The organism is Pseudoflavonifractor phocaeensis (assembly GCF_038439875.1).
Classification (GTDB): domain Bacteria; phylum Bacillota; class Clostridia; order Oscillospirales; family Oscillospiraceae; genus Vermiculatibacterium.
Map to the genome: position 1 here is coordinate 424,806 of NZ_JBCDMT010000001.1, position 26,393 is coordinate 451,198.

At 65.0% G+C, this 26,393-nt stretch carries 22 protein-coding genes; 18 read left to right on the plus strand and 4 right to left on the minus strand.

From position 1 onward, the window contains the following. Positions 1-33: 33 nt before the first annotated feature. From AAEU42_RS02100 to ftsZ, 10 genes are all read left to right on the plus strand, one after another. The gene (locus AAEU42_RS02100) at positions 34-2,439 is read left to right on the plus strand and encodes a penicillin-binding transpeptidase domain-containing protein (protein ID WP_342231869.1); all 2,406 of its coding nucleotides are present in this window, start codon (positions 34-36) and stop codon (positions 2,437-2,439) included. A gap of 213 nt (positions 2,440-2,652) precedes the next feature. Beyond that, positions 2,653-4,086, plus strand: coding sequence for a UDP-N-acetylmuramoyl-L-alanyl-D-glutamate--2,6-diaminopimelate ligase (locus AAEU42_RS02105; protein ID WP_342231870.1), 1,434 nt, complete (start codon positions 2,653-2,655; stop codon positions 4,084-4,086). 69 nt (positions 4,087-4,155) lie between these two features. Further along, positions 4,156-5,166 (plus strand): phospho-N-acetylmuramoyl-pentapeptide-transferase, encoded by a 1,011-nt coding sequence (gene mraY, locus AAEU42_RS02110; RefSeq protein ID WP_342231871.1) that lies wholly within the window; start codon positions 4,156-4,158, stop codon positions 5,164-5,166. 60 nt (positions 5,167-5,226) lie between these two features. Continuing rightward, positions 5,227-6,414, plus strand: coding sequence for a putative lipid II flippase FtsW (gene ftsW / locus AAEU42_RS02115; RefSeq protein ID WP_342231872.1), 1,188 nt, complete (start codon positions 5,227-5,229; stop codon positions 6,412-6,414). Positions 6,415-6,509: 95 nt separating this feature from the next. Continuing rightward, positions 6,510-7,631, plus strand: a complete 1,122-nt coding sequence (gene murG, locus AAEU42_RS02120) for an undecaprenyldiphospho-muramoylpentapeptide beta-N-acetylglucosaminyltransferase (RefSeq protein WP_342231873.1) — start codon at positions 6,510-6,512, stop codon at positions 7,629-7,631. A 110-nt stretch (positions 7,632-7,741) separates the two neighbouring features. Then, on the plus strand, positions 7,742-9,010 hold the full coding sequence (gene murA, locus AAEU42_RS02125) for a UDP-N-acetylglucosamine 1-carboxyvinyltransferase (RefSeq protein ID WP_342231874.1): 1,269 nt from the start codon (positions 7,742-7,744) through the stop codon (positions 9,008-9,010). A 70-nt stretch (positions 9,011-9,080) separates the two neighbouring features. Next, complete coding sequence (locus AAEU42_RS02130; protein WP_342231875.1) at positions 9,081-10,010, plus strand: cell division protein FtsQ/DivIB; 930 nt, start codon at positions 9,081-9,083, stop codon at positions 10,008-10,010. Positions 10,011-10,023: 13 nt separating this feature from the next. Further along, positions 10,024-10,749, plus strand: a complete 726-nt coding sequence (locus AAEU42_RS02135; protein ID WP_342231876.1) for a DUF881 domain-containing protein — start codon at positions 10,024-10,026, stop codon at positions 10,747-10,749. Then, complete coding sequence (locus AAEU42_RS02140; RefSeq protein ID WP_342231877.1) at positions 10,750-11,136, plus strand: small basic family protein; 387 nt, start codon at positions 10,750-10,752, stop codon at positions 11,134-11,136. A gap of 47 nt (positions 11,137-11,183) precedes the next feature. After that, on the plus strand, positions 11,184-12,290 hold the full coding sequence (ftsZ, locus tag AAEU42_RS02145; RefSeq protein WP_342231878.1) for a cell division protein FtsZ: 1,107 nt from the start codon (positions 11,184-11,186) through the stop codon (positions 12,288-12,290). A gap of 56 nt (positions 12,291-12,346) precedes the next feature. Here ftsZ and AAEU42_RS02150 read toward each other — a convergent pair whose 3' ends face one another. Genes AAEU42_RS02150 through AAEU42_RS02160 form a run of 3 tightly spaced genes read right to left on the minus strand, consistent with a single transcriptional unit; the run spans position 12,347 to position 14,265 of the window. Beyond that, entirely contained in the window at positions 12,347-12,841 is a 495-nt protein-coding gene (locus AAEU42_RS02150) for a Gx transporter family protein (RefSeq protein ID WP_342231879.1), read from the minus strand. A gap of 4 nt (positions 12,842-12,845) precedes the next feature. After that, positions 12,846-13,247, minus strand: coding sequence for a NusG domain II-containing protein (locus tag AAEU42_RS02155; protein ID WP_342231880.1), 402 nt, complete (start codon positions 13,245-13,247; stop codon positions 12,846-12,848). 1 nt (position 13,248) lies between these two features. Then, positions 13,249-14,265, minus strand: coding sequence for an FAD:protein FMN transferase (locus AAEU42_RS02160; RefSeq protein WP_342231881.1), 1,017 nt, complete (start codon positions 14,263-14,265; stop codon positions 13,249-13,251). Between the two features lie 165 nt (positions 14,266-14,430). Here AAEU42_RS02160 and AAEU42_RS02165 point away from each other — a divergent pair, with 165 nt between their 5' ends. From AAEU42_RS02165 to AAEU42_RS02175, 3 genes are all read left to right on the plus strand, one after another. After that, positions 14,431-15,201: an SDR family NAD(P)-dependent oxidoreductase gene (locus AAEU42_RS02165; RefSeq protein ID WP_342231882.1), complete on the plus strand. Its 771-nt coding sequence runs from the start codon at positions 14,431-14,433 to the stop codon at positions 15,199-15,201. Between the two features lie 81 nt (positions 15,202-15,282). Continuing rightward, on the plus strand, positions 15,283-16,950 hold the full coding sequence (locus AAEU42_RS02170; RefSeq protein WP_342231883.1) for a formate--tetrahydrofolate ligase: 1,668 nt from the start codon (positions 15,283-15,285) through the stop codon (positions 16,948-16,950). Positions 16,951-16,983: 33 nt separating this feature from the next. Further along, a complete protein-coding gene (locus AAEU42_RS02175) occupies positions 16,984-17,481 on the plus strand; it encodes a GNAT family N-acetyltransferase (protein WP_342231884.1) in 498 nt (165 codons plus the stop codon). Positions 17,482-17,517: 36 nt separating this feature from the next. Here AAEU42_RS02175 and AAEU42_RS02180 read toward each other — a convergent pair whose 3' ends face one another. Then, positions 17,518-19,746, minus strand: a complete 2,229-nt coding sequence (locus tag AAEU42_RS02180; RefSeq protein WP_342231987.1) for a hydratase — start codon at positions 19,744-19,746, stop codon at positions 17,518-17,520. Between the two features lie 230 nt (positions 19,747-19,976). On the opposite strand from AAEU42_RS02180, the gene AAEU42_RS02185 reads away from it, so the two are divergent. From AAEU42_RS02185 to kdpB, 5 genes are all read left to right on the plus strand, one after another. Beyond that, complete coding sequence (locus AAEU42_RS02185; protein ID WP_342231885.1) at positions 19,977-21,605, plus strand: N-acetylmuramoyl-L-alanine amidase; 1,629 nt, start codon at positions 19,977-19,979, stop codon at positions 21,603-21,605. Between the two features lie 89 nt (positions 21,606-21,694). Continuing rightward, the gene (locus AAEU42_RS02190; RefSeq protein ID WP_342231886.1) at positions 21,695-21,919 is read left to right on the plus strand and encodes a hypothetical protein; all 225 of its coding nucleotides are present in this window, start codon (positions 21,695-21,697) and stop codon (positions 21,917-21,919) included. Next, positions 21,900-22,211 (plus strand): heavy metal-binding domain-containing protein, encoded by a 312-nt coding sequence (locus tag AAEU42_RS02195; RefSeq protein ID WP_342231887.1) that lies wholly within the window; start codon positions 21,900-21,902, stop codon positions 22,209-22,211. The genes AAEU42_RS02190 and AAEU42_RS02195 overlap by 20 nt, the downstream gene beginning before the upstream one ends. A 278-nt stretch (positions 22,212-22,489) precedes the next feature. Then, positions 22,490-24,286: a potassium-transporting ATPase subunit KdpA gene (gene kdpA, locus AAEU42_RS02200; protein WP_342231988.1), complete on the plus strand. Its 1,797-nt coding sequence runs from the start codon at positions 22,490-22,492 to the stop codon at positions 24,284-24,286. 19 nt (positions 24,287-24,305) lie between these two features. Then, positions 24,306-26,384 (plus strand): potassium-transporting ATPase subunit KdpB, encoded by a 2,079-nt coding sequence (gene kdpB / locus AAEU42_RS02205; RefSeq protein WP_342231888.1) that lies wholly within the window; start codon positions 24,306-24,308, stop codon positions 26,382-26,384. Positions 26,385-26,393: the final 9 nt, after the last annotated feature.

Sequence of the window (26,393 nt, forward strand, 5' to 3'; positions counted from 1 at the left end):
CCGGCCGGCGTGATTGTGAAAGGGGAGCGGAAGATGGATCACAGAGACAGAAAAAACCGGGAGCCGGTCAAAAAGACGCCGGACCGGCGGGCCAACCGCACGGTCCTTCTCCGCACCCTGGTCCTGCTGGGGCTGTTCGGGGTGGCGGCCTTCCTTCCCCTGTTCGGGAAGCTCTACGCCATCCAGATCAAGGATCACGACATGTACCAGCAAAAGGCCATCGACCAGCAAACCATGGACAACGCGGTGGCCGCCAACCGAGGGCAGATCACCGACGCCAACGGCAAGGTGCTGGCCACCAGCGCCACGGTGTACGATATCATCATCTCCCCCAACGACTTCAAGACTCTCCAGGAAAACTGGGATAAAAAGTATGGGGAGCACCCGGAGAAGGCGGACTATCCCCGCCCAGAGGCCGAAAAGGTGGCCGCCGCCCTGGCGGAGATCCTGGGGAAGGACGAGGAAAAGCTCCTCAAGCAGCTGGGCAAGACGGGCAGCTACTACGAGATCGCCGCCGCCCGGGTGGAGACCGAGGTGGCCGACCAGGTCCGGCAGCTCATCAAAGACCAGCATCTCTCCAACTCCATCGTGCCAAACCCCACCACTAAACGCTACTACCCTTACGGCTCCCTGGCCGCCCAGGTCATCGGCTGGGTGAATCCCAACCTGGATAATACCGGCGCCTACGGCATGGAAGCCCTCTACGAGGATGAGCTGGCCGGCGAGACTGGGCGGGTGGTCACCGCCAAGAACGGCAAGGGCACCGAGATGAAATATTCCTTCCAGGACTACTATGACGCCACCGACGGGAATAACCTGAACTTGACCCTGGACACCACCATCCAGTATTACTGCGAGCGGATCCTGGAAAAGGGCATCGAGATGTTCGACGTGCAGAACGGCGGCTTCGCCATCGCCATGAACCCCAAGACCGGGGCCATCCTGGCCTGGGCCAACTCCCCCACCTACGACCTCAATGATCCCTGGACCGTCACCGATCCGGTGCTGAACACCTATCTGGAGACGGTGAAAAACGACCCCAACTCCAGCGAGGAGGCCTATCTCACCGCCCTGGGCAGCGCCCAGAACCAGCAGTGGCGCAACAAGGCCATCAACGACACCTACGAGCCCGGCTCCACCTTCAAGTCCATGGTCCTGGCCGCGGCCTTGGAGGAGGGGGTCGTCAACGAGAAATCCACCTACTACTGCCCCGGCTACGCCATCGTGGCGGACCGGCGGATCAGCTGTTCCAAGAAAGAGCCGGGTCACGGCAGCCAGACCTTGGCTGAGGCGGTGGCGAATTCCTGCAACCCCGCCTTCATCGCCATCGGCCAGGCCCTTGGGGCGGAGAAGTTCTACGACTATCTGGAGGACTTCGGCTTCCTGGGGGCCACCGGCATCGATATGCAGGGGGAGTCTCAGCTCAGCCCCGTCCCCAACCTGGTCTGGCCCCGGGATAAGTTTACCAGCGCCAACGGCATCACCAATCTGGCCACCGCCTCCTTCGGCCAGGGCCTCCAGGTCACTCCTATTCAGCTCATCACCGCCGCCTCCGCCGTCATCAACGGCGGGCACCTGATGGAGCCCTATGTCATGCGCTCCATCACCGACCCGGAGGGCAACGTGGTTCGCCAGACCGAGCCCACCGAGGTGCGGCAGGTCATCAGCCAGGAGACCTCCGACCGCTGCCGGGCCATCCTGGAGAAAGTGGTGGACGGCGGCACCGGCAAGCGGGCCTACGTCCCCGGCTACCGCATCGGCGGCAAGACCGGCTCCTCCGAGACTCTGGACAGCCGGCGGGGCATCGACCACACCATCGTCTCCTTCCTGGGGTTCGCCCCCGCCGACGATCCCCAGGTCATCGTCCTGCTGATGTACGACAACCCCAAGCCCGCCTCCCCCGGCAACAACCTGACCGCCAAGGGCTATTACATCAGCGGCGGCAACATGGCCGCCATGATGGCGGGGGAGCTCCTCTCCAACGTCCTGGACTACATGGGGGTGGAAAAGAGCTATACCGAGGCCGAGAAGGCCAAGATCGACGTCACCGTGCCCAACCTGGTGGGGCAGACCGCCCAGGTGGGCCAGGAGGCCGCCGCGGGGGCGGGCTTCACCGTCCGCACCGTGGGGGAGGGGGACACCGTCACCGCCCAGATCCCGGTGGGCGGGGCCGTCATTCCCAGCGGCAGCGAGGTGGTCCTCTACCTGGGGGCCGACAAGCCCACCGACCTGGTGACCGTCCCCGACGTCCGGGGCAAGACCTCCGCCGGCGCCCAGCAGACCTTGGCCCAGTATGGGCTCTACCTGAAGATCGGCGGCTCCAGCAGCTATATGTCCGACCAGGCCGTGGTGGCCAGCCAGTCCATTAACGTGGGCACCAGCGTGGAGCGGGGCACCGTGGTGGAGTGTCTGTTCGCCGACAATACCCTGGTGGATTAAGCGGGGGGCCCTTTGTGGGGGGACGCAGTGGGCCAAGGGATGGCCAATGAACGCACGTTTTACAGACGGAAGCAGTCTGGATTTGAGCAGTTCCCCTCATCCGGCCCTGCGGGGCCACCTTCCCCCGGGGGGAAGGCATGGGGAGAGGGGTTTGCGGGATAGATTCCCAGGTGAGTCTGGGGCAGGTTTCGCGACGACAAAGGGGTGAGTAGGATGCGTTTACACGCGCTGTTAAACGGCACGGGCTATGCCGGCCCCCTGCCGGAGGACGTTGAAATCAAAGGCATCTCTTACGACACCCGCACCATCCGGCCCGGGGAGCTCTTCGTGGCTCTGAAGGGCTACAAGACCGACGGGCACAGGTATATCCGGCAGGCGTTGGAAAAGGGGGCCGCCGCCGTATTGTGTGAGAGCGGGGAGGAGGGGACCCTCCGGGTCCCCGACGGCAGAGCCGCCCTGGCCGCCGTCTCCGCCAACTGGTTCGGCCATCCGGCGGAGGAGCTGACCGTCATCGGTGTCACCGGAACCAACGGCAAGACCACCACCACCAGCCTTCTCAAGGCCATGCTGGAAGAGGTGCTCCACACCAAGGCGGGGCTCATCGGCACCAACGAAAACGAGATCGGGGAAGAATCCTTCCCCGCGGACCGGACCACCCCCGAGAGCTGGGAGGTCCAGCAATGGCTGCGGCGGATGGCGGACGCCGGATGCACCCACGTGGTGATGGAGGTCTCCTCCCATGCCCTTTGCCTCCACCGGGTGGACGGCATCCGCTTTGCGGTGGGGGCCTTTACCAACCTGACCCAGGACCACCTGGATTTCCACAAGACCATGGAGGCCTACCGCCAGGCCAAGGGACGGCTGTTCCTCCAGAGCGGCAGGGCGGTGCTGAACCTGGACGACGAGGCGGGGCAAAGCTACGCCGCCTCCGCCCCCTGTCAGGTATTTACCTACTCCGAGCGCAAGGACGAGGCGGACCTCACCGCCAAGAACCTGCGGCTCTTTCCCGACCGGGTGGAGTTCGAGGCGGTGACCCGGGAGGAGATCTGCCGGGTCCGGCTGGGCATCCCCGGCGGGTTCACCGTCTACAACGCGCTGTGCGCCCTGTCCTGCGCCCAGGCTTTGGGCATCCCCCTGAGCAAGGCCGCCGCCGCCCTGGCCCATGCCCCCGGCGTGAAGGGACGGATGGAGGTGGTGCCCACCCCCGGTCCCGGCACCGTCCTCATCGACTACGCCCATACCCCGGACGCCCTGGAAAACGCTCTGGCCGCCCTCCGGGACTTCACCCCCGGACGGCTGATCTGCCTCTTTGGCTGCGGGGGGGACCGGGACCGGGGCAAGCGGCCCCTCATGGGGGCCATCGCCGCCAGTATGTCCGACCTGGCCGTGGTGACCTCCGACAACCCCCGCACCGAGGAGCCCCAGGCCATTATCGACGATATCCTGAAGGGGATGGAGGGCATGGATACCCCCCGGCTGGTGGAGCCGGACCGGCGGAAGGCCATCCGGGCCGCCCTGGCCCTCCTCCGGGAGGGGGACACCCTGGTGCTGGCGGGAAAGGGCCACGAGACCTATCAGGAAGTGAACGGGGAAAAACGCCATCTGGACGAGAGGGAAGAGGTGGCTAAATTCTTGCTATCTCAGTGATTGTGTGGTAAAATACCCGCTTGTGCGCGAGCGGGTTTCCCGCTGAGAAAAGAGCTGGAGGTTCAAAAGATGAAGTCGGAACTGTCGATGATCACAGAGATCCTGATCGCCCTGGCGGTGAGTTTTGTCCTGACCGCCATCCTGGGCAGGATCCTTATCCCCGCCCTCAGGCGGCTGAAGGCGGGCCAGTCCATCAAAGAGGACGGCCCCACCTGGCATATGGCCAAACAGGGCACCCCCACCATGGGCGGGCTCATGTTTATCATCGCCATGGCCGTCACCGTGGTGGGCCTGGGCTGGGGTTATTTTCTCCGGGGGGACCGGGGGGCGGTGTACGTATTCCTCTTCGCCCTGGTCTTTGGCATCATCGGGTTCATTGACGACTATATGAAGGTGGTCCACCGGCAGAATACCGGCCTCACCGCCGGGTGGAAGTTTCTCCTTCAGCTGGCCGCCGCCATTTTGATGACGGTGCTGCTGCGGTACGAGGGCTACCTGTCTCCCAACCTCTATATCCCCTTCGCCCAGACCACCATCCCCCTGCCCTGGCCGGTCTACATGGTCTTTGCCGCCTTCGTCATGGTGGGTACCGTCAACGCCGTGAACATCACCGACGGGGTGGATGGCCTGTCCTCCTCGGTGACCGTGCCGGTGGCGCTGTTTTTCATCGTAGTGACCGCCCTCTGGGGCAAGGATGAGCTGACCCTGTTCTCCGCCGCCCTGCTGGGGGGGTTGCTGGGCTTCCTCCTCTATAATCACTACCCCGCCAAGGTCTTTATGGGGGACACCGGCTCCCTCTTCCTGGGCGGGGCGGTCTGCGGCCTGGCCTTCTCCACCGACATGCCCCTCATCCTGATCCTGGTGGGCATCGTCTATATCGCCGAGACCCTCTCCGACATTATCCAGGTGGTCTATTTCAAGGCCACCCACGGCAAACGCATCTTCAAGATGGCCCCCCTCCACCACCATTTCGAGATGTGCGGATGGAAGGAGAAGAAGGTGGTGGCGGTATTTTCCGCCGTGTCCGCCCTCTTCTGCGTCCTGGCCTTCCTGGGCGTGGCCGGACGGTACCTGATCTGAGCGCAGACTGAGATTCTATGCTGAAAGGCGGTGAGCCCTGTGGGAAAATCAAAGCGTGATATGACCATGGAAGAGCAGCTCTCCCGGGGCCCCATGGATCTGCCCTTCCTCATGCTGGTGGTGATGCTCACCGTCATCGGCGTCATCATGGTGTTTTCCGCCTCCTACGCCACCGCTGTCAGCGAGGGGAAAGCTCCCACCTACTATTTCGCCCGGCAGGGGATCTTCGCCGTCCTGGGCCTTGTCATCATGTATATCACCTCCAAGATCAACTACCAGGCCTTCCGCTGGATGTCGGTGTTTATCCTCATCGCCGCCCTGGTGCTGCTGGTGGTGGTGCTGATCCCCGGCATCCATACCAACCGCAGCGACAACGTGAAGCGGTGGATCAGGGGGTTTGGCCCGATCCCCGCCTTCCAACCCTCGGAGGTCGCCAAGCTGGGCGTGATCCTCTATTTCTCCGCCCGAATGTCCAAACGGACTACGGAGAAAAAGAAACAGTTCAATACCCGGACCTATACCGGGGTCGCCCTGAACAAGCTGGATGAGCTGGGCTTCATCGAGCTTGTGCCCTACGGGCTGCTGCTGCTGGGCATCATCGCCCTCATGGCTCTGGAGCCCCATATGTCGGGCACCATCCTCATTCTGGTCCCCGCCGCCGCCATCCTCTTTGCCGGCGGGGTGAGGCTGGGCTGGTTCGCCGCCGGGGGCGCCGGGGTGGTGGGATTGCTGCTGCTCATCATGTCGGGCAAGGACTACCAGACCGGCCGTATCGCCATCTGGCGGGACCCCTGGGCCCACCCGAGGGACGGCGGCTACCAGATCATCCAGTCCCTTTACGCCATCGGCTCCGGCGGCCTCTTCGGCGTGGGCTTCGGCCAGAGCCGCCAGAAGCAGCTCTTCCTCCCCGAGCCGGAGAACGACTTCATCTTCTCCATCGTCTGCGAGGAGCTGGGCCTCATCGGCGCGGGGCTCATCCTGCTCCTCTTCGCCCTCCTGATCGTCCGGGGCTACTGGATCGCCATCCACGCCAGGGACCGATTCGGTTCCCTGCTGGTGGTGGGAATCACCACCCTCATGGCGGTGCAGGTCTTTTTGAACATCTCCGTGGTCACCAACCTGCTGCCCACCACCGGCATTTCCCTGCCCTTTTTCAGCTACGGGGGCACGGCGCTGATGATCCAGCTCATCGAGATGGGCATCGTCCTGGGGGTCTCCCGGCAGATCCCGGCGCCCAAACAGGGCTAGGGCGCGCCGCGTTGGGCGGATGCTTTTGCGGCCCGAAAGCGCGCCCCCTGCCTCCCGAGAGGAGGAGAGGAAGCGACGTCAAAGGAGGTATATGTGTGAACGTTTTATTCACCTGCGGCGGCACCGCCGGGCATATCAACCCCGCCGTGGCCCTGGCCCGCATGTTTCAGGAGCGGGAGAGCGGCTGCCGGATCCTCTTCGTGGGGGCTGACGGCGGCATGGAGACCCGGCTGGTCCCCAAGGAGGGGTTTGAGCTGAAGACGGTGACCATCACCAACTTCCGCCGCTCCGTCACCCCCGCCGCCATCGGCCATAATCTGAAGACCCTCTTCAACATGGGCCGCTCCGATAAGCAGGCCAAGGCCATCCTGGACGAGTTCCAGCCCGACCTGGTGGTGGGCACCGGGGGCTACGCCAGCTTCCCCGTAGTGAAGGCGGCGGCCAAGCGGGGCGTCCCCACCGCCGTCCACGAGTCCAACGCCGTTCCCGGTCTCACCACCAAGGCCCTGTCCAAGGTGGCCGACGTGGTGATGGTGGGCTTTGCCGAGAGCAGGGACCACTATGAGGACCCCTCCAAGGTGGTGGTCACCGGCACCCCCGTCCGGGGGGACTTCTTCCGTTGCACCCGGGCCGAGGCCCGCGAGAAGCTGGGCTTCGACGACGACCGGCCCCTCCTCCTGTCCTACTGGGGCAGCCTGGGGGCGGAGGTGATGAACGGCTATATGGCCGAGTTCATCCGCCTGGAATGTCAGGAGGGCCAGCCCTTCCGACATATCCACGGGGCGGGGCGGGACTTTTCCTCCATCACGAAGATCCTCTCCGACTCCGACGTACCCAAGGACTGCCACCCCGGGGTGGAGGTGCGGGAGTATATCTATGATATGCCTCTCGTGATGGCTGCGGCGGACCTGGTGCTGTGCCGCTCCGGCGCCTCCACCATCTCCGAGCTGGCGGCCATCGCCAAGCCTTCCATCCTGGTGCCCTCCCCCAACGTGACGGCGGACCACCAGACCAAAAACGCCAGGGTCCTCTCCGAAGCGGGCGGGGCGGTGCTGCTGCCGGAGAAAGAGTGCTCGGGCAAACGCCTTTACGAGGAGGCCTCGGCCCTCCTCCGGGACCAGAGCCGCCGCGCCGGGATGGCCCGGGCCCTGTCGGCCATGGCGGTCCCCGACGCCAACGAGAAGATCTTCGACACTCTGATGGGGATTCTGCGGTAACGGGGGAGAACACCCCTCCCGCCTCGCCGCGGCCCCGCCGGTTTTGTACCCGATTTCGCCCTTCCGCATAGGATGGCCTGAATGGAATCCATCCATAGGGAGGACGAATTATGAGCGTTTTCAGCATTGAGGGGGGCCGCCCCCTGGGTGGGACTGTCAAGGTCCACGGGGCCAAGAACAGTGTCCTGCCCATCCTGGCGGCCGCCTTTTTGGTCCCAGGAGAGTGCGTCATCCACAACTGCCCCCGGCTCACCGACGTGGAGGGCACCCTGGCCATCCTCCGCCACCTGGGCTGCCGGGTGCGCCGGGAGGGGGACACGGTGACGGTGGACGCCTCCGCTCCCGCCGCCGCGGACGTGCCCGACGCCCTCATGCGCCAGATGCGCTCCTCGGTGGTCTTTCTGGGGCCCATCCTGGGCCGCATGGGCCGGGCGGAGCTGTCCTATCCCGGCGGCTGTGAGCTGGGGCCCCGGCCCATCGATCTCCACCTGACCGCGCTGCGGGCCCTGGGTGCGGAGATCGAGGAGCGGGGGAGCCGGCTCTCCTGCCGGGGGGAACTGAAGGGGGCCGACCTGACCCTCTCCCTGCCTAGCGTGGGGGCCACCGAGAACGCCATGCTGGCGGCGGTGGCGGCCCAGGGGGTCACCACCATCACCAACGCGGCCCGGGAGCCGGAGATCACCGATCTCCAGAATTTTTTGAACACCATGGGGGCCGACATCCGGGGGGCGGGGAGCTCGGTGGTCACCGTCCGGGGGGGAAGGCCCCTCCACGGCGGGGAGCACACCGTCATCGCCGACCGCATCGTGGCCTGTACTTATCTCTCCGCGGCCGCCTGCGCGGGCGGAGAGGCGGAGGTCACCGGAGTGGACTGGCGGCACCTGTCCACCGTCACCGCCGTCCTGGCGGAGGCGGGGTGCCGGGTGAAAAGCTCTCCCACGGCCATCTCACTCACGGCGCCCAAGCGGCTGAAGGCGGTCCGGCCGGTGCGCACGGCCCCCTATCCCGGCTTTCCCACCGACGCCCAGGCCATCGTCATGGCCGCCCTGTGCAAGGCAGAGGGGGCCACGGTCTTTGCCGAGAATATGTTCGACAGCCGCTACCGCCACGTGGATGAGCTGACCCGCATGGGGGCGGACATCCGGGCGGAGGGCCGGGTGGCCGTGGTATACGGCGTGCCCAGGCTCTTCGGCGCGCGGGTCACCGCCGCCGACCTCCGGGGCGGGGCCGCCCTGGTGGTGGCCGGCCTGGGGGCGGAGGGGGAGACGGTGGTCTCCGGCCTGGAGCACATCGACCGGGGCTATGCCGACCTGTCCGGCGGTCTGGCCGCCCTGGGGGCACGGATTGCCCGAAATGAGGAAACTGTAAGCGAATCTTAACGATTTATTCACTTTGAAATGCTATAATACCCTTTAAATACCCGGCAAAGGAAGTAACGGAGGCCAAAAAATGGCGGCGAGGAACAAACGGAATCGACACCGGCGCAGGAGGGGACGCTTCGGCTTCCTCTATAAGCTGCTGTCCTTTCTTCTGATCTTCGCCGCCATCCTGGCGGGCTGTGTGGCTTTTTTCCGGGTGAACCAGGTGACGGTGACGGGCAACAGCCGCTATACCGCCGAGGAGATTGTGGCCGCCTCCGGGGTGAACACGGGGGACAACCTCTTCCTGGTGAACAAGCCCCAGACGGCCCAGAGCATCATCAGGCGTCTGCCCTACGTGGAGAAGGTGGCCCCGGTCCGGGTCCTCCCCGACACCCTGGAGCTGCGGGTCACCGAGACCTCCGCCGTGGCCGCCGTCCAGGCGGAGGGGAACTGGTGGCTCATGAACGCCGGCGGCAAGCTGCTGGACCAGGGGGACGCCTCGCTGAAGGCGGATTTCCCCCAGGTCCTTGGCCTTCACCCCGTCACCCCCAGCGTGGGGGTGCGCCTGACGGTGCCGCTGGAGGAGCAGACCAAGCGGGACAGCCTCAGGAGCCTGCTCACTGCCCTCTCGGAGCGGGGCATGACGGGGAATGTGACCGGGTTCATCGATCTGACCTCCAACAACGCCATCTACTTCGGCTACGGCGGGGATCTGACGGTGGCCATGCCCCTGACGGGGAACTTCAACGAACAGGCCTTCCGCCTCCAGCGGGTGATGGAATCCTTCCAGCAGCGGGGGGAGGTAGTGGCCGGGACGCTGGATCTGACCTACGAGGGCAAGCAGGCCCGGCTGCTCACCAGCCGGTGGATGCCCGAGGACGGTTGGGACGCACCGGCACAGCAGGATCAGGAAGGAGGGAGCCAGGATGGACAACCCCAGCAGTCAGACGCCCCGGAGCCGGGAGCCGATGCCCCAGAGCCCAGCGTCGTGCCAGAGCCCCCCAGCATCCAAGACTAAGAACCGGGGGAGCATGTCGGTGGCCCTGGTGTGCGCCGTGGTGGGCTTTCTCCTGGCCTCCCAGCTGCAAAGCGTGTGGGCCAACACCCAGACCGACGCCGCCAACGCCAGCCGGCTGGAGACCCTTCAGGAGCTCTATAACCAGGAGATGGACAAGTCCGAGGGCCTTCAGAAACAGCTGGAACAGACCCAGGAAGAGCTGGCCCTCTACCGGAAACAGGCCAGCGAGGGTAGCGCCCAGGGCGAGGCCTTGAAGGCGGAGCTGGACAAGCTGGAGATGACCGCCGGTCTGGTGGATGTCACCGGTCCGGGCGTCACCGTCATCATGACCGACTCCACCGCCGTCAACGCCACGGGGGACGAGGCCGACTACATCATCCATGACTCGGACCTCCTCTCGGTGGTGAACGAGCTGCGCTCGGCGGGGGCGGAGGCGATCTCCCTCAACGGGGAGCGGCTTCTGGCCGCCAGCGAGATCCGCTGCACCGGCGCCGTGGTGACGGTGAACGGGCGGCGGCACGCCGCCCCCTACGTCATCATGGCCATCGGGGACTCGGGCACCCTCTACAACGCCCTCACCATGCGCAACGGCGTGGTGGACATCCTGGGCCAGTGGAAGATCGACGTGCGGGTGACCGCCAGCGAGGAGCTCACCATCCCCAAATACCAGGGGGCGGTGGAATTCCAGTACGCCAAGCCGGCGGAGAGCTTCCCCGCCGCGGAAGAGGGGGTGGGGTAAATGCTGGAGCTGATCGGCCTCACCGCCGGGCTGCTGCTGGGATTTTTGATCCCCCTCCACTTTCCCGCCGGTATGACCCTCTACGTGGGGGTGGGCCTGCTGGCCGCGCTGGATTCCGCCCTGGGGGGCTTCCGCTCCCGGCTCAAGGGGGAGTTCCATCTGCCCATCTTTTTGTCGGGCACCATCGGCAACGCCGCCATTGCCGTTTTCCTCACCTGGCTGGGCAATCGGATGGGGATCCCCATCTATTTGGCGGCCGTGGTGGTGTTTGGCACGAGAATGTTCCAAAACTTTGCGGAAATCCGCAGAGAACTATTGACCTCCAAGCCAAAGAAGGATAAAATAAAACAAGATATAGAAAACACTGGGGAATTCGACACAAAATGAAGCCGTTTTGCCCGTTACATAAGAATGTTACAGTAGGAGGAGCAGCTATGCCTTTCGGATTGGATACCGGCCCGGAGTCTGTCGTCAACATCAAGGTCATCGGCGTAGGGGGCGGCGGCAACAATGTAGTCAACCGTATGGTGAAATCGGGCGTGAAGAGCGTGGATTTCATCGCCGTCAATACGGATAAACAGGCCCTTGGGATTTCCAGCGCCAACCAGAAGATCCAGATCGGGGAGAAACTCACCTGCGGCCAGGGCGCCGGTTCCGATCCCGAGGTGGGCCGCAAGTCCGCCGAGGAGAGCCGGGGCCAGATCGCCAAGGCCCTGGAGGACACCGATATGGTGTTCATCACCGCCGGCATGGGCGGCGGCACCGGCACCGGCGCGGCCCCCATCGTGGCCGATATCGCCAAGGAGGCGGGGCTCCTCACCGTGGGCGTGGTCACCAAGCCCTTCAACTTTGAGGGCCGCCGCCGCATGCAGCAGGCCGAGGCCGGCATCGAGGAGCTGAAGACCAAGGTGGATTCCCTGGTCATCATCCCCAACGAGCGGCTGAAGTTCGCCACCGACCAGAAGATCACCTTCGCCAACGCCTTCGAGATCGCCGACGACGTGCTGCGGCAGGCCGTTCAGTCCATCTCCGACCTGATCAAGAACACCGGCTTCATCAACCTGGACTTTGCCGACGTCACCGCCGTGATGCAGTCCGCCGGCATGGCCCACATGGGTGTGGGCCGGGCCGCGGGCAAGGCCAAGGCCGAGGAGGCCGCCAAGATGGCCATTTCCAGCCCCCTGCTGGAGACCTCCATCAACGGGGCCCGGGGCGTGCTGGTCAACATCACCGGCTCTATGGACATCGGCCTGGAAGAGGTGGAGACCGCCGCCGAGCTGGTGCGTCAGGCCGCCCATCCCGAGGCCCTCATCATCTTCGGCGCCGCCTTCGACGACAGCCTGGAGGATGAGATCCAGGTCACCGTCATTGCCACCGGCTATGACGAGAACGCCCAGAAGGCGGGGACCGACAAGCCCTTTACCAAGGCCGGGGAAAAGGTGGAGGACGATAAGAAAAAGTCCGAGACCGCCTCCGGCGATGAGGAAGAGGACAAGACCTGGGAGGATATTTTCAATATCTTCAACAACCGGGACCGGTAAAAAACAGCGCCGCCCTTGCGTGCAAGGGCGGCGTCTTTTTATGTGTTTGAAGGGGCTTACTTCAGGCGTTTTCCCACCCGCTCCAGCAACAGCTGGGCCGCAAGGCCGGTAAAGGCCCCCGCGGCGATGCCGGTGATCAGGAGGACAGGCAGGTAGAGGATGAGCTGGGGGGTCCGGGCGATGAGGATGGCGGCCCCCATCTGGCCGATGTTATGGAAGATGGCCCCGATGGCCCCGCAGACCCAGAGCTGCTTTTCCGTCAGCACCCTCCGCAGGAGGAGCATGGCCAGATAGCACAGTAGGCCCCCCGCCAGGGAGTAAAAGAAGGTGGAGCCCCCGGCGAAGAGGCTGCCCAGGAAGATGCGGCACAGCAGGATCATCAGGGTGTCCCCCGGCCCCAGGGCGAACATGGCGTATACCGTCACCACGTTGGCAAGGCCCAGCTTCATGCCGGGGACGGGGACGATGGGGGGGATCTGGGCCTCGGCCACAAAGATGGTGAGGGCAATGGCCGTGAGGAGGGCGCAGAGGGTCAGCCGTTTCGCTTTCATCCGCTCACCTCACGACCGCGTCCACCCCCGGCTCACTGCCGGGGGCGTCTTCTATTTGAATGACCAGGGTGTTGGGCAGGCACACGATGGGGGCCACCCCCGTCTCGATCCACCCCTGGTGGACACAGACCTGGTCGGGGCAGTCGGCCTCCTTCACCCGGATCTTGCCGGGGGCCACCTCCACCACGTCGGTGATGCCGCCCTTGCCGGTGATGGGGATGGTGTAGGTCTCCGTGACCGCCGACAGGTCGATGCTCTCGATGCACTCTCCGTTGAGATAGAGATTTGCGATGGAGCCCTTGGGGGCCCGCAGAAACAAAAACAGGGCGGCCAGGGCGGAGAGGGCCAGAACGGCCCCCAGCAGAATCAGCCAGACCCGGCTGGACAGGGTTTTCTTTTGATCCATCTCATTCCTCCACGATACGCAGGGTATAGCCGGCGTCGTTGTTCAGGGTAAACTTGTCCGCCAGACCGGCGGTGATCCAGACGGTGTCACTGTCGTCCACCAGCACGGCCTCAAAGCCGCCGTACTGCCGCCAGTAATTGACGGCCCCGTCCCTGCCCAGCACAAAAAGGGCGGTGGACAGCCCGTCGCAGGCCGTCCCGCTGGTCCCCACGATGGTGACGGACTGGAGCCCGCTGCGGGCAGGGGCGCCGGTGGCGGGGTCGATGATGTGCCAGTAGCGCACCCCGTCCTCCTCAAAGTAGCGCTGATACCCCCCGGAGGTCACCGCCGCCTGGTCCACCAGCTCCAGGGTGCCCACGTAGTCCCCGCCGTCCCCCTTGGGGTCCTGCACCAGCACCCGCCAGGGGGAGCCGTCCGGCTTGGCCCCCACGGTCTGGATGTTGCCTCCCAGGGACAGCAGGGCGGAGGTGATGCCCATGTCCTTCATGAGCAGGGCGCACCGCTCCCCGGCGTAGCCCTTGGCCAGGGCGCCGAAGTCGATCTCGGTCCCCTGGGGGAGGGTGACGGTGTCCCCCTCCCGGAGGATGGCCCGGTAATCCACGTGGGTGAGGAGCTCCTGGAGGACGGCGGGGTCGGGCACCTGGTAGCTGCCGGTGGTGAAGCCCCAGGCCCGGGTTACCGGGTAGAGGGTCACGTCCAGGGCCCCGCCGCTGCGCTCCCCCATTTGGGCGGCGGCGTCCAGCAGGGTCCTGGTGTCCTCGCTGACGGACAGGGGGGCCCCGTTGCCGTGGTTCAGCTTCCAGACCTCGCTGTCCTCATCGGTGACGGAAAGAAGTTTTTGGAGCCGGTTGATCTCCCCAATGGCGGCCTCGACCCCGTCCTGGGCTTTGGGGCCGTATGCCGAGAGGGACATGATGGTGTCCATGGCGAAGGTATCCCGGCTGTATTCCTCCGGCTGGGACGTACAGCCGGACAGGAGGAGCAAAAGAGCCAGAGAGAGGGCGAGCGGTCGTTTCAAGGCAGAACCACCTTTTCCTGATCATAATATGTTATTCTACCCTAAAAACCGGAGAAAGGCAATCCCGGCCCGACCCGGTTTGGGTATGTTACCACTTGTGCCTTTTTCCCACCGGTGGTAAAATGCCAGATATCAGACATACTATTGGAAAAAGGAGGCGGTTTCATGCGCATCGGGATCGTGACCGGGGCTTCTTCCGGTCTGGGCCGGGCCTTCGCCCGGCACATCGACAAGACCATGGACCTGGATGAGCTGTGGCTCATCGCCCGGCGGGAGGAGCGGCTGCGGGACCTGGCGGCGGAGCTTCGGTGCAGAGGGCGGGTCTTTCCCCTGGACCTGACGGACCGGGCCAGCGCCGGGAAGCTCCAGGCGGCCCTGGAGGAGGAGCGGCCCCAGGTGGACATCCTGGTATGCGCCGCCGGCTTCGGCAAGTTCGGAAGGGCGGAGGACATGACCCTGGAGGAGAACGACGACATGATCGCCCTCAACTGCCGCGCGGCGGTGGACGTGACGAAGGTGTGCCTCCCCCACATGGACCGGGGGAGCCGCATCCTGGAGATCTGCTCCTCGGCCTCCTTCCAGCCTCTTCCCGGCCTCAATATCTACGCCGCCACCAAGGCCTTCCTCACCCGCTATACCAGGGCCCTGCGCTGGGAGGTGGCCGACCGGGGGATCAAGGTCACCGCCGTGTGCCCCGGCTGGATCAAGACCGAGTTCATGGAGGTGGCCCGCCGGACCAAGAACGCCGACGCCGTGCGCCACTTCACCCTTCTGGCCCAGCGGCCCGAGGCCGTGGCGGCCTGGGCCCTCACCATGAACGGCCTGGGCCTGGCGGTGGCCACCTGCGGCCCCATCGCCCTGGTCCAGCGGCTTGGGGCAAAGGTGCTGCCCTCCTGTGTCACCATGGCGGCCTGGGAGGGCCTGCGCCGGGTGTGACGTCTCACCGATCCCCCGGGCCGGCCTCCGCCGGCCCGCTTACTTAGGAAGAACAGTACACAGAGAAAGGAAGCGACGCCCATGCCCACCGACATCGAGATCGCCCAGAGCGCCCACCTCCGCCCCATTCCAGAGATCGCCGCCAAGCTGTCCCTCACCCCGGAGGACCTGATCCCCTACGGCCGGGACAAGGCCAAGGTGGAGCCCTCCGCCTACCGGGACAAGCCCCGGAAGGGGAAGCTCATCCTGGTCACCGCCATCAACCCCACCCCGGCGGGGGAGGGGAAGACCACCACCTCCGTGGGCCTGGCCGACGCCCTGAGCCGGCTGGGGCAGAAGACCTGCCTCGCCCTGCGGGAGCCCTCCCTGGGCCCCGTGTTCGGCGTCAAGGGGGGTGCCGCCGGGGGCGGGTACGCCCAGGTCATCCCCATGGAGGACATCAACCTCCACTTCACCGGGGATTTCCACGCCATCGGGGCGGCCAACAACCTGCTGGCGGCGATGCTGGACAACCACATCCAGCAGGGCAACGCCTTGGACATCGACGTAAAGAATATCACCTGGAAGCGCTGCGTGGACATGAACGACCGGCAGCTTAGAAACGTCATCGACGGCCTGGGGGGCCGGATGCAGGGCGTGCCCAGGGAGGACGGCTTCGATATTACCGTGGCCAGCGAGGTCATGGCGGTCTTCTGCCTCGCCACCAGCCTGACGGATTTGAAGGAGCGGCTGGGCCGCATGGTGGTGGCCTATACCCGCGCCGGGGCCCCCGTCACCGCCCACGATCTGAAGGCGGAGGGGGCTATGGCGGCCCTGCTGAAGGACGCCGTCAAGCCCAATCTGGTCCAGACCTTGGAGGGCACCCCCGCCCTCATCCACGGCGGGCCCTTCGCCAACATCGCCCACGGCTGCAACTCGGTCTCCGCCACCGACGCCGCCCTGCGGCTGGCCGACTGCGTGGTCACCGAGGCGGGCTTCGGCGCCGACCTGGGGGCGGAGAAGTTTTTGGACATCAAGTGCCGGGCGGCGGGGCTGAGGCCCGACGCCGTGGTCATCGTGGCCACTGTTCGGGCCTTGAAGCACCACGGGGGCTGTCCTAAGGCCGAGCTGACCCGTGAAAATCTCGAAGCCCTGGAAAAGGGGCTTCCCAACCTCCTGAAGCACGTAGAGAATATCACCCAGGTCTATGGCCTGCCCGCCGTGGTGGCCATCAACCAGTTCGACTGCGATACCGAGGCCGAGATCGCCCTCATTCGCAAGGCCTGTGACACCTATGGCGTCAAGGTGGCCCTGTCCCAGGTCTGGGCCAAGGGCGGCGCGGGCGGCGAGGAGTTGGGCCGGGAGGTCCTCCGGGTGATGGAGGAGGGGGAGAACCGCTTCACCTTCGCCTATCCCGACGAACTGCCCCTCAAGGAGAAAATCGAGGCGGTGGCGAGGAAGGTCTACGGCGCGGACGGTGTTTCCTTTGCCCCGGCGGCGGCGAAGGAACTGGAGAAGCTGGAGAGCCTGGGCTTCGGCGGTTTCCCGGTATGCATGGCTAAGACCCAGTATTCCCTCTCGGATGACCCGGCCCTCCTGGGCGCGCCCCGGGGCTTTACCGTCACCGTCCGCAAGGTGAAGGTGTCCGCGGGGGCAGGGTTCGTGGTGGCCCTCACCGGGGACATCATGACCATGCCGGGACTGCCCAAGGTGCCGGCAGCGGAGAATATTGACGTGGACGAGAACGGAAGGATTACCGGTCTGTTCTGACCGGCGGCGGATACACGGAAGAGGGAACACAAAATGGAATTGGTGAAAGCAAAGGAAAAGGACATCCCCCGGAGCATGGAGCTCATCGAGCAGGCCCGGACCTTTCTGCGGGAAAACGGCGTGGACCAGTGGCAGGACGGCTACCCGGACGAGGCGGTCATCCGGGCGGACGCGGCGGCGGGGCGGGGCTACCTGTGTATGGAGGACGGCCGGAGCGTGGGCTATCTCTGCGCCGACTTCGACGGGGAGCCCGCCTACGGCGGCATCGAGGGCCGGTGGCTCAGCGAACAGCCCTACGTGGTGGTCCACCGGCTGGCCCTGGACAACGCCGTGAAGGGCAGGGGGCTGGCCTCCCAGGTGTTCCGGCTGGTGGAAGAGCTGGCCCTGGACCGAGGCGTACACAGCTTCAAGATCGACACCCAGACCGACAACAGGCGGATGCGGCACCTGCTGGAGAAGAACGGCTTCCAGTACTGCGGCACCATCCTGTTCGACGGGGATAAAAAGCTGGCCTACGAAAAGCTGATTTAAAAAACGGGACGCTGCCAGAGGGCAGCGTCCCATTTTTTATTTGGCGTAATAATTGATGAGGCACCCGGCCAGCACGATGTCCCGCTCCTCCCGGGTCATCCCCGGCAGCCACAGGGTGACGGGCTTCTCGGTCCCGTTCTGGATGAGCGTGGCGGAAATCTCCTCCCCGTCCCCCTCCAGCAGGGCCTTGATGCCGGGGATATACAGCCGGTCCCCGGGCTGGAGGTTCCAGTCCTTCACGTCCTCGGCGATGAAGGGGAGCATGCCCCAGTTCATCACGTTGGAGCGGTAGCGCTTGGTGGCGTACTCGGCGGCCAGGTTGGCGCAGCCCCCCAGCACCCGCTGGCAGGAGGCGGCCTGCTCCCGGGCGGAGCCGTCCCCGGGCTTGAGGGCCATGATGAAGGAGCCCAGGCCGGTGCTCACCGCCTCCCGGCCCATCAGCGCGTCGGTGGGCTCGCCCCGGCGGCGCTTTTCCTCCTCGGCCTGGATGGCCTGGGCCCGGGGGACGTACTGGGGGTCCTTCCGGGACAGGGCGAACTGGGAGAGCTTGATGGGGTTGGAGCGGTAGGAGGAGGTCTCCCCGGAGGGGATGAGCTCGTCGGTGGTGGTCACCGGGTCGTAGATGGCGGCGCAGCAGGTGAGGAGCAGGTTTTCCGGCAGGGGGATCTGCTGGGGCCAGTCGGCAATGTTGGGGCCAAACTTCAGCTCCTCGTCGGGGAGGGGCCGGCCCACGCCGTAGTAGACCCGGGCTTTGTAGGCGCTGTCGTCGTAGCGGTAGGGCTCGTCGGCCCGGTCGGGGACCAACAGCTCCTCGGGCAGTTCGTCGGCCCCGGTGAGGACGCCGCCGTTCAGGGCGGTGGCGGCGATGGACCGGGCGTCCATCAGCGCCACGTAGGACACCTGGCCGTCCCCGGGTTTGCTGCCCTCCCGGTTGGGGAAGTTCCGGGTGGAGTGGCGGATGGAGAAGGCCCCGTTGGCGGGCACGTCCCCCGCCCCGAAGCAGGGGCCGCAGAAGCAGGAGCGCACGCTGGCCCCGGCGGCCATCAGGTCTGAGATGCAGCCCTTCCGGGTCAGCTCCTGCATGATGGGCATGGAGCCGGGGTAGCAGGACAGCCAGAAGGCCCCGGAGCCGGTGCTCCGGCCCTTCAAGAGCTCGGCGGCCCGGAGGAGGTTTTGGTAGGTGCCGCCGGAGCAGCCGGCGATGACCCCCTGGTCGGCCACGAAGTCCCCGTCCACGATCTTCTCCCGGAGGGAGGGCACGGGCCTCGTCAGCTCCAGCTGGCGGCGGGTGTCCTCGTCCACCTGGTGGAGAAGGTCGTCCAGGTTGGCCTTGAACTCCTTGATGGTGAAGGCGTTGGAGGGGTGGAAGGGCAGGGCTATCATGGGCTCCACCTCGTCCAGGCGGATTTCCACCAGGGCGTCGTAATACGCGCCCTCGGCGGGGGCCTGGGCCTGGAACTCCTTCCCCCGGCCCAGGGTCTTCAGGTGGGCCTTCGTCACCTCGTCGGTGCTCCACACGGAGGAGAGGCAGGCGGTCTCGGTGGTCATCACGTCGATGCCGGAGCGGTAGTCCATGGAGAGAGAGGCCACGCCGGGGCCGAAGAACTCCAGCACGGCATTTTTCACGATCCCGTCCTTGAAGGTGGCCCCCACCAGGGCCAGGGCCACGTCCTGGGGCCCCACGCCGGGCCGGGGGGCCCCGGTGAGGTGGACGGCGATGACGGGGGGATAGGCGAGGTCGTAGGTCTTCTGGAGGAGCTGGCGGGCCAGCTCCGGGCCGCCCTCGCCGATGGCCATGGTGCCGTAGGCGCCGTAGCGGGTGTGGGAGTCAGAGCCCAGGATCATCTTTCCAGGGGCGGCGTAGCGCTCGCGCATGTAGGAGTGGATGACCGCCTGGTGGGCGGGAACGAACTCGCCGCCGTACTTCTTGGCGGCGGAGAGGCCGAAGAGGTGGTCGTCCTCGTTGATGGTGCCGCCCACGGCGCACAGGGAGTTGTGGCAGTTGGTGAGCACGTAGGGGATGGGGAAGGCCCGCAGCCCGGAGGCCCGGGCGGTCTGGATGATGCCCACGTAGGTGATGTCGTGGGAGGCCATGGCGTCAAATTTCAGTTTGAGCCGGTCCATGTCGCCGCTGGTGTTGTGGGCGGAGAGGATGGCGTAGGCCATCGTCCCCTTCCGCTCTTCGGCCGCCCCCGCCGGATCGCTCCGCCCGGGGACAAATTGTCCGTTTTTATAGTAGACGCCCTCCCGGGCCACCGTTACCATCATGGCGCTCTCTCCTCTGTCAAATTTCGATTGCAAATCATAATATCAAATTTCACGGGAAAAGGCAAGAGCGGGAGCGGGGGCTTTGGGAGGGAAGGGACTTTTTTTCCCGCTGGTATGGGGGTGGAAAATTTATCTTTTCACGGATTGTTTGCCTTCCATTGACGGCCCCGCCGGGATAGGCTAGAATAGAGTTGATTTTGTCGAATGGAGCGAGGAGCTTTTAACATATGAGAAAATGGATTGCTTTTGTGTGCGCGCTGGCCCTGACGGCCGCCCTGATGCCCGCCGCCTTTGCCGCCGGTCCGGCCGGAACGGTGCCGGTCCAGTTTTATGACGAGGGCAAGGGCCGCTACAACGCCGAGACCACGGTAGACCAGGTGCGGGTCACCCTCAACGGGAGGACGCTGGACATGGGCGTGCCCGGCGTGGTGCAGACGGTGGACGGCGTGGACGGCCGGACCCTGGTGCCGGTGCGGGCCATCGCCGAAGCGCTGGGGGCCACCGTCCTCTGGATGGCGGACAACCGGCAGGTGTTGGTGTTCAACGAGGCCGACACCATCGTTCTCACCCTGGGCTCGGCCACGGCGGTGGTCAACGGCCAGAGCGTCCAGCTCCCCGGTGGGGTCCCCGCGGGCGTGGTGAAGCAGGGGGGGACGGAGTCCACCATGGTGCCCCTCCGCTTCGTCTCCGAGCAGCTCCACGCCACCGTGGACTGGGACAACGACACTTTTACCGCCATGGTCACTGCCGAGATCCCCGAGCCGGAGCCCAGCGTCACGCCCACGCCGGAGCCCACCCCCTCCGTGACCCCCGGAAAGCCCGACCTGGGCATGCTTCTGCGGGTCACGCCGGACGACAAGGCCGAGACCGTCACCCTCTACCTGAACCATGCCCCCCAGTACCGGGTCACCGACTTGGGAGACCGGGTGGCCATCGACCTGCTGGGGGTCACCATCGGCAGCGGAAAGGACGGCTCCCAGAAGATCGAAAACCCGGTGATCCCGACGGTCCGCTATGCCCAGCACACCAATGACCTCTATCCCGACTACGCCCACACCACCCGGGTGGTGCTGGACCTGGCCAAGGGCTGTACCTACAAGGACAACGTCACCGTCACCGGGGACGCCAACCTGATGGCGGTGGTGATCTCGGTCAAACCTCCGGAGGGTGGCTCCGCCCCCCACGATCCGCCCGCCGAGCCTTTGGACCCCACGGCCTTCACCGTGGTGCTGGACGCGGGCCACGGCGGCTCCGCCTCCGGGGCCTTCTACGAGGAGATCAAGGAGAAGGACATCACCTTCCCCATCACCCTGCGGGTGGAGGAGCTCTTGAAGGAAAAGGGCTATAACGTGGTCATGACCCGCACCGAGGACGTGTACATGGACCTCTATGACCGGGCCGGCGTGGCCAACGACATAGGCGCCGACATTTTCGTCTCCATCCACGCCAACGCCAGCGCCTCCAACTACTCCTTCCAGGGGACGTTCACCTATTACTACCCGGACAGCGTGGAGGGGGAAAAACTGGCCCGGGCGGTCCAAAAGGGACTTGTGTCCTCCGCCGGGTCCATCGACCGGGGCCTGCTGACCAACGACTACGTGGTCCTGCGGGAGACAACCATGCCCGCCTGCCTTGTGGAGACCGGGTTCATGACCTGCCACGAGGAGCTGATGAAGCTGATCGACCCGGACTATCAGGAGAAGCTGGCCCAGGGCATCGCGAAGGGCATCGCAGACTATCTCTCCACCCTCCCGGCCAAGACGGACAACCCCTCGCCCAGCCCCAAAGCCTCCGCATCTTCCCAGGCCTCGCCCGCGCCCGGGAGTGACGACGTGGTCCTTCCTCCGGCGGCGTGATGACTTGGTAAATTATTTAGATAATTATCGAAATGTCTATTGACATTTATTTCGGATGGGGTTATTTTAAAGGGGAAAGGGGGGCCGGTATGAAAAAGGGAAAACTGGTGGCTCCCGTCGTCGTCACGGTCCTGGTATGCCTGTGGCTGCTGTTCTACCTGTCCATGATCCTGCTGGTGCCCGGCGTGCCCTTCGCCTTCAAGGCCATCGGCGGCGTCATTACCCTGGGCTTGGGGGCTGTGGCCGTCTACAATCTGCTGGAGCGGATCAAAGAGATAAGGAGCGGTGAAGAAGATGATCTTGACAACTACTGAGCATATCCCCGGCAAGGAATACGAGGTCCTGGGCCTGGTGCGGGGGAGCACCATCCAGTCCAAAAACCTGGGTAAGGACATCACCCAGAGCTTCAAGACCCTGGTGGGCGGCGAGCTGAAGGCCTACACCGAGATGATGAACGAGGCCCGGGCTCTGGCCACCAAACGCATGGTGGAGGACGCCGAGAGCCAGGGAGCCGACGCGGTGGTGTGCATGCGCTACGCCTCCGCCTCCGTGATGCAGGGGGCCGCCGAGGTCATGGCCTACGGCACCGCCGTAAAATTTAAATAAGAAAACGAAGTCCCGGGGCGGTGTATCACCGCCCCGGGACTTTTCATTGGGGCAGAGAAAGAGCCGGGGGACATGGCGTCCCCCGGCTCTTTTATACAACCTTAATGCTCCGGCGCTGTTCCCAAATGGCACCCTTACCTGATCCGCGCTACCATAGGGACTGCAAAGGAGGTTTGCGATATGCAGTTTGTTTTGGCTGGAATCGGAATTTTAGTAGTAGCTGTCCTGGGGTATCTGGGATGGATGCTGTTGAAGGAGGAGTGAGAGCGGTGGAATCCATGCTGCAATACGGCCTTTATCTGGTCATCCTGGTGGCCCTGGCCATTCCCCTTGGCAAATATATGAGCAAGGTCATGAACGGGGAACGGGTCTTTCTGTCCCGGATCCTCACCCCCTGCGAAAAGGGGCTTTACAAGCTCCTGCGGGTGGACCGGGAGGAGGACATGGGGTGGAAAAAATACGCCCTGTGCGCCGTGGCGTTCAACGTTTTCGGCCTCGTCGTCCTGTTTCTGATCCTGATGCTCCAGGGGTTCCTGCCCTGGAATCCCCAAGGCTTTGACGGGCTGAGCTGGCATTTGGCCTTCAATACCGCCGTCAGCTTCGTCACCAACACCAACTGGCAGACCTATTCCGGGGAGGTTGCCCTCTCCAACTTCTCCCAGGCCATGGGATTGACGGTGCAGAACTTCGTCTCCGCCGCCTGCGGCATCGCGGTGCTCTTCGCCATCATCCGGGGGCTTGTCCGCAAGGAGGTCAAGGGCATCGGAAACTTCTGGACGGACCTGATTCGGACCACGCTGTACATTCTGCTCCCCATCTGCCTAGTGGCCTCGGTGGCCCTTGTGGGGCTGGGGGTCCCCCAGTCCTTGGGCGGCAATCAAACTGTGGACCTGGTAGAGCCCATCGCCGCCGATGCCGAGGGCAACGTCCTCACCGGCGCGCAGATCGACCTGGACGCCAACACTGTCACCCTGGACGGCGCGGTGGTGGAGGGGGCCCAAATCATCACCAAACAGGTGATGCCCCTCTACCCCCAGGCCAGCCAGGTGGCCATGAAGCAGCTGGGCACCAACGGCGGCGGCGTGCTGGGCACCAACTCCGCCCACCCCTTTGAAAACCCCAATCTCATCACCAATCTCATTGAGATGGTATTCCTGCTGGTGATCCCCGTGGGGCTCTGCTTCACCTTTGGGCGGAGCGTCAAGGACAAGCGCCAGGGCATCGCCATCTTCCTGGCCATGTTCCTCCTGCTAATGGGGGCTATAGCGGTGGTCCACTTCAGCGAGGCCGCGGCCACCCCCGCCCTGGAGCAGAACGGCCTGGTGGATACCACCCTTGGCAACATGGAGGGCAAGGAGACCCGCTTCGGCGTGGTCACCTCCAGCACATGGGCCAGCTGGACCACGGCGGCCTCCAACGGCTCGGTGAACTCCATGCACGACAGCTACACCCCCATCGGCGGCATGATCCCCATGCTCCTGATGATGCTGGGCGAGGTGGTGTTCGGCGGCGTGGGCTGCGGCCTCTACGGTATGATCGGCTTTGTCATTTTGACCGTGTTTATCGCGGGGCTGATGGTGGGCCGGACCCCGGAGTATCTTGGGAAGAAGATCGGTCCCCGGGAGATGCGCATGGCCGTGCTGGTATGTCTGGCCACCCCCATCGCCATCCTGGTGGGCAGCGGCGTGGCCGCGCTGCTCCCCTCCACGGCGGAGGCGATCAACAACCCCGGCGCCCACGGCCTGAGCGAGGTGCTCTATAATTATGCCTCCGCCGGCGGCAACAACGGCTCCGCCTTTGCGGGCATGGGCTGCGACACTCCCTTCCTCAACACCAGCCTGGGCCTTGTGATGCTGTTTGTCCGGTTCGTGCCCATGCTGGCCACCCTGGCCATCGCGGGCGGCATGGCCGCCAAGAAGAAGGTGGCGGAGAGCTCCGGCACCCTGTCCACCTGCAACGCAATGTTCGTGTTCCTGCTCATCCTTATCGTCCTCATTGTGGGCGCGCTGAGCTTTTTCCCCGCTTTGTCCCTGGGCCCCATCGCGGAGTTTACCCAAATGCTGGGCTTAGGCTGACGAAAGGAAGGTGTCTATCATGGTTCAAAATAAAAACGCCTTTATGAAAAAGGACCTGGTGGGAAGAGCGGTCGGGGATTCCTTCCGGAAGCTCGCCCCTGCCGACCAGGTCAAAAACCCGGTCATGTTCCTGGTCTATCTCTCGGCCATTCTGACCGCCGGGCTCTTCGCCCTTTCCCTGGCAGGAGTCTTTGACGACGGCTTCGTTTCCAGCGGCTTTATCCTGGCCATCTCGATCATCCTGTGGCTGACCTGCCTCTTCTCCAACTTCGCCGAGGCCATCGCCGAGGGACGGGGCAAGGCCCAGGCCGACGCCCTGCGCTCGGCCAAGCGGGACGTGACGGCCCATCTTCTGGCCGACCCGGACGACCGGACCCGGACGGAGGACGTCCCCGGGGCCGCGCTGAAGAAGGGGGATTATTTTCTGGTCTCCGCCGGGGAGCAGATCGCCGCCGACGGCGAGGTGGTGGAGGGCGCCGCCAGCGTAGACGAGAGCGCCATCACCGGCGAGTCCGCCCCCGTCATCCGGGAGGCGGGGGGCGACCGGAGCGCCGTCACCGGCGGCACTACAGTCCTGTCCGACTCTCTGGTCATCCTGGTGACCCAGGAGAGCGGCCACAGCTTCCTGGATCAGATGATCGCCATGGTGGAGGGGGCCAACCGGAAAAAGACCCCCAACGAGATCGCTCTCCAGATATTGCTGGTGGCTCTGTCCATCATCTTCGTGCTGGTCACGGCCTCCCTGTACGCCTACTCCCAGTTTTCCGCGGACCAGCTGGCCGTCGCCAATCCCACGTCGGTGGTCTCCCTGACGGCCCTGCTCATCTGCCTGGCCCCCACCACCATCGGCGCCCTCCTCTCAGCCATCGGCATCGCCGGAATGAGCCGCCTCAACCAGGCCAACGTCCTGGCCATGAGCGGCCGGGCCATCGAGGCCGCCGGCGACGTGGATATCCTGCTGCTGGACAAGACGGGCACCATCACCCTGGGTAACCGGCAGGCCGTGGCCTTCCTGCCCATGGGCGGCTGCGCCGAGGAGGAGCTGGCCGATGCGGCCCAGCTCTCCTCCCTGCCCGATGAAACCCCCGAGGGGCGCTCCATCGTGGTGCTGGCCAAGGAGAAGTTCGGCCTTCGGGGCCGGGAGGTGTCCGGCCAGCATATGACCTTCATCCCCTTTACCGCCCAGACCCGGATGTCCGGGGTGGACTATGATGGGGGAGAGATCCGCAAGGGGGCCGCCGACGCGGTGCGCGCCTATGTGGAGGAGAGCGGGAACCCCTATCCTCCCCAGTGCGCCAAGCTGGTGGATGAAGTGGCCCGCCAGGGCGGCACCCCTCTGGTGGTGGCAAAAAACCACCAGGTCCTGGGGGTCATCCACTTGAAGGACATCATTAAGGACGGGGTGAAGGAGAAGTTCGCCGACCTCAGGACCATGGGAATCAAGACCATCATGATTACCGGGGACAACCCGGTGACCGCCGCCGCCATCGCCGCGGAGGCCGGGGTGGATGACTTCCTGGCCGAGGCCACCCCCGAGGCCAAGCTGGACATGATCCGCAAGTTCCAGTCCGAGGGCCACCTGGTGGCCATGACCGGCGACGGCACCAACGACGCCCCCGCCCTGGCCCAGGCCGATGTGGCCGTGGCCATGAACTCGGGCACCCAGGCCGCCAAGGAGGCGGGCAACATGGTGGACCTGGACTCCAGCCCCACCAAGCTCATCGAGATCGTCCGCATCGGCAAACAGCTCCTCATGACCCGGGGCAGCCTCACCACCTTCTCCATCGCCAACGACATCGCCAAGTACTTCGCCATCATCCCGGCCCTGTTCATGGGTCTGTACCCCGGCCTGTCCAGGCTGAACATCATGGGCCTGGCCAGCCCCCAGAGCGCCATCCTCTCCGCCCTTATCTACAACGCCCTCATCATCGTGGCCCTCATCCCCCTGGCCCTGAAGGGCGTGAAGTACCGGGAGGTCCCGGCGGGCAGGCTGCTAAGCCACAACCTGCTGGTCTACGGTCTGGGCGGCATCGTGGTGCCCTTTGCGGCCATCAAGCTCATCGACCTGATCGTAGCCCCGCTGCTGGGGCTGCTCTGATTGGAAAGA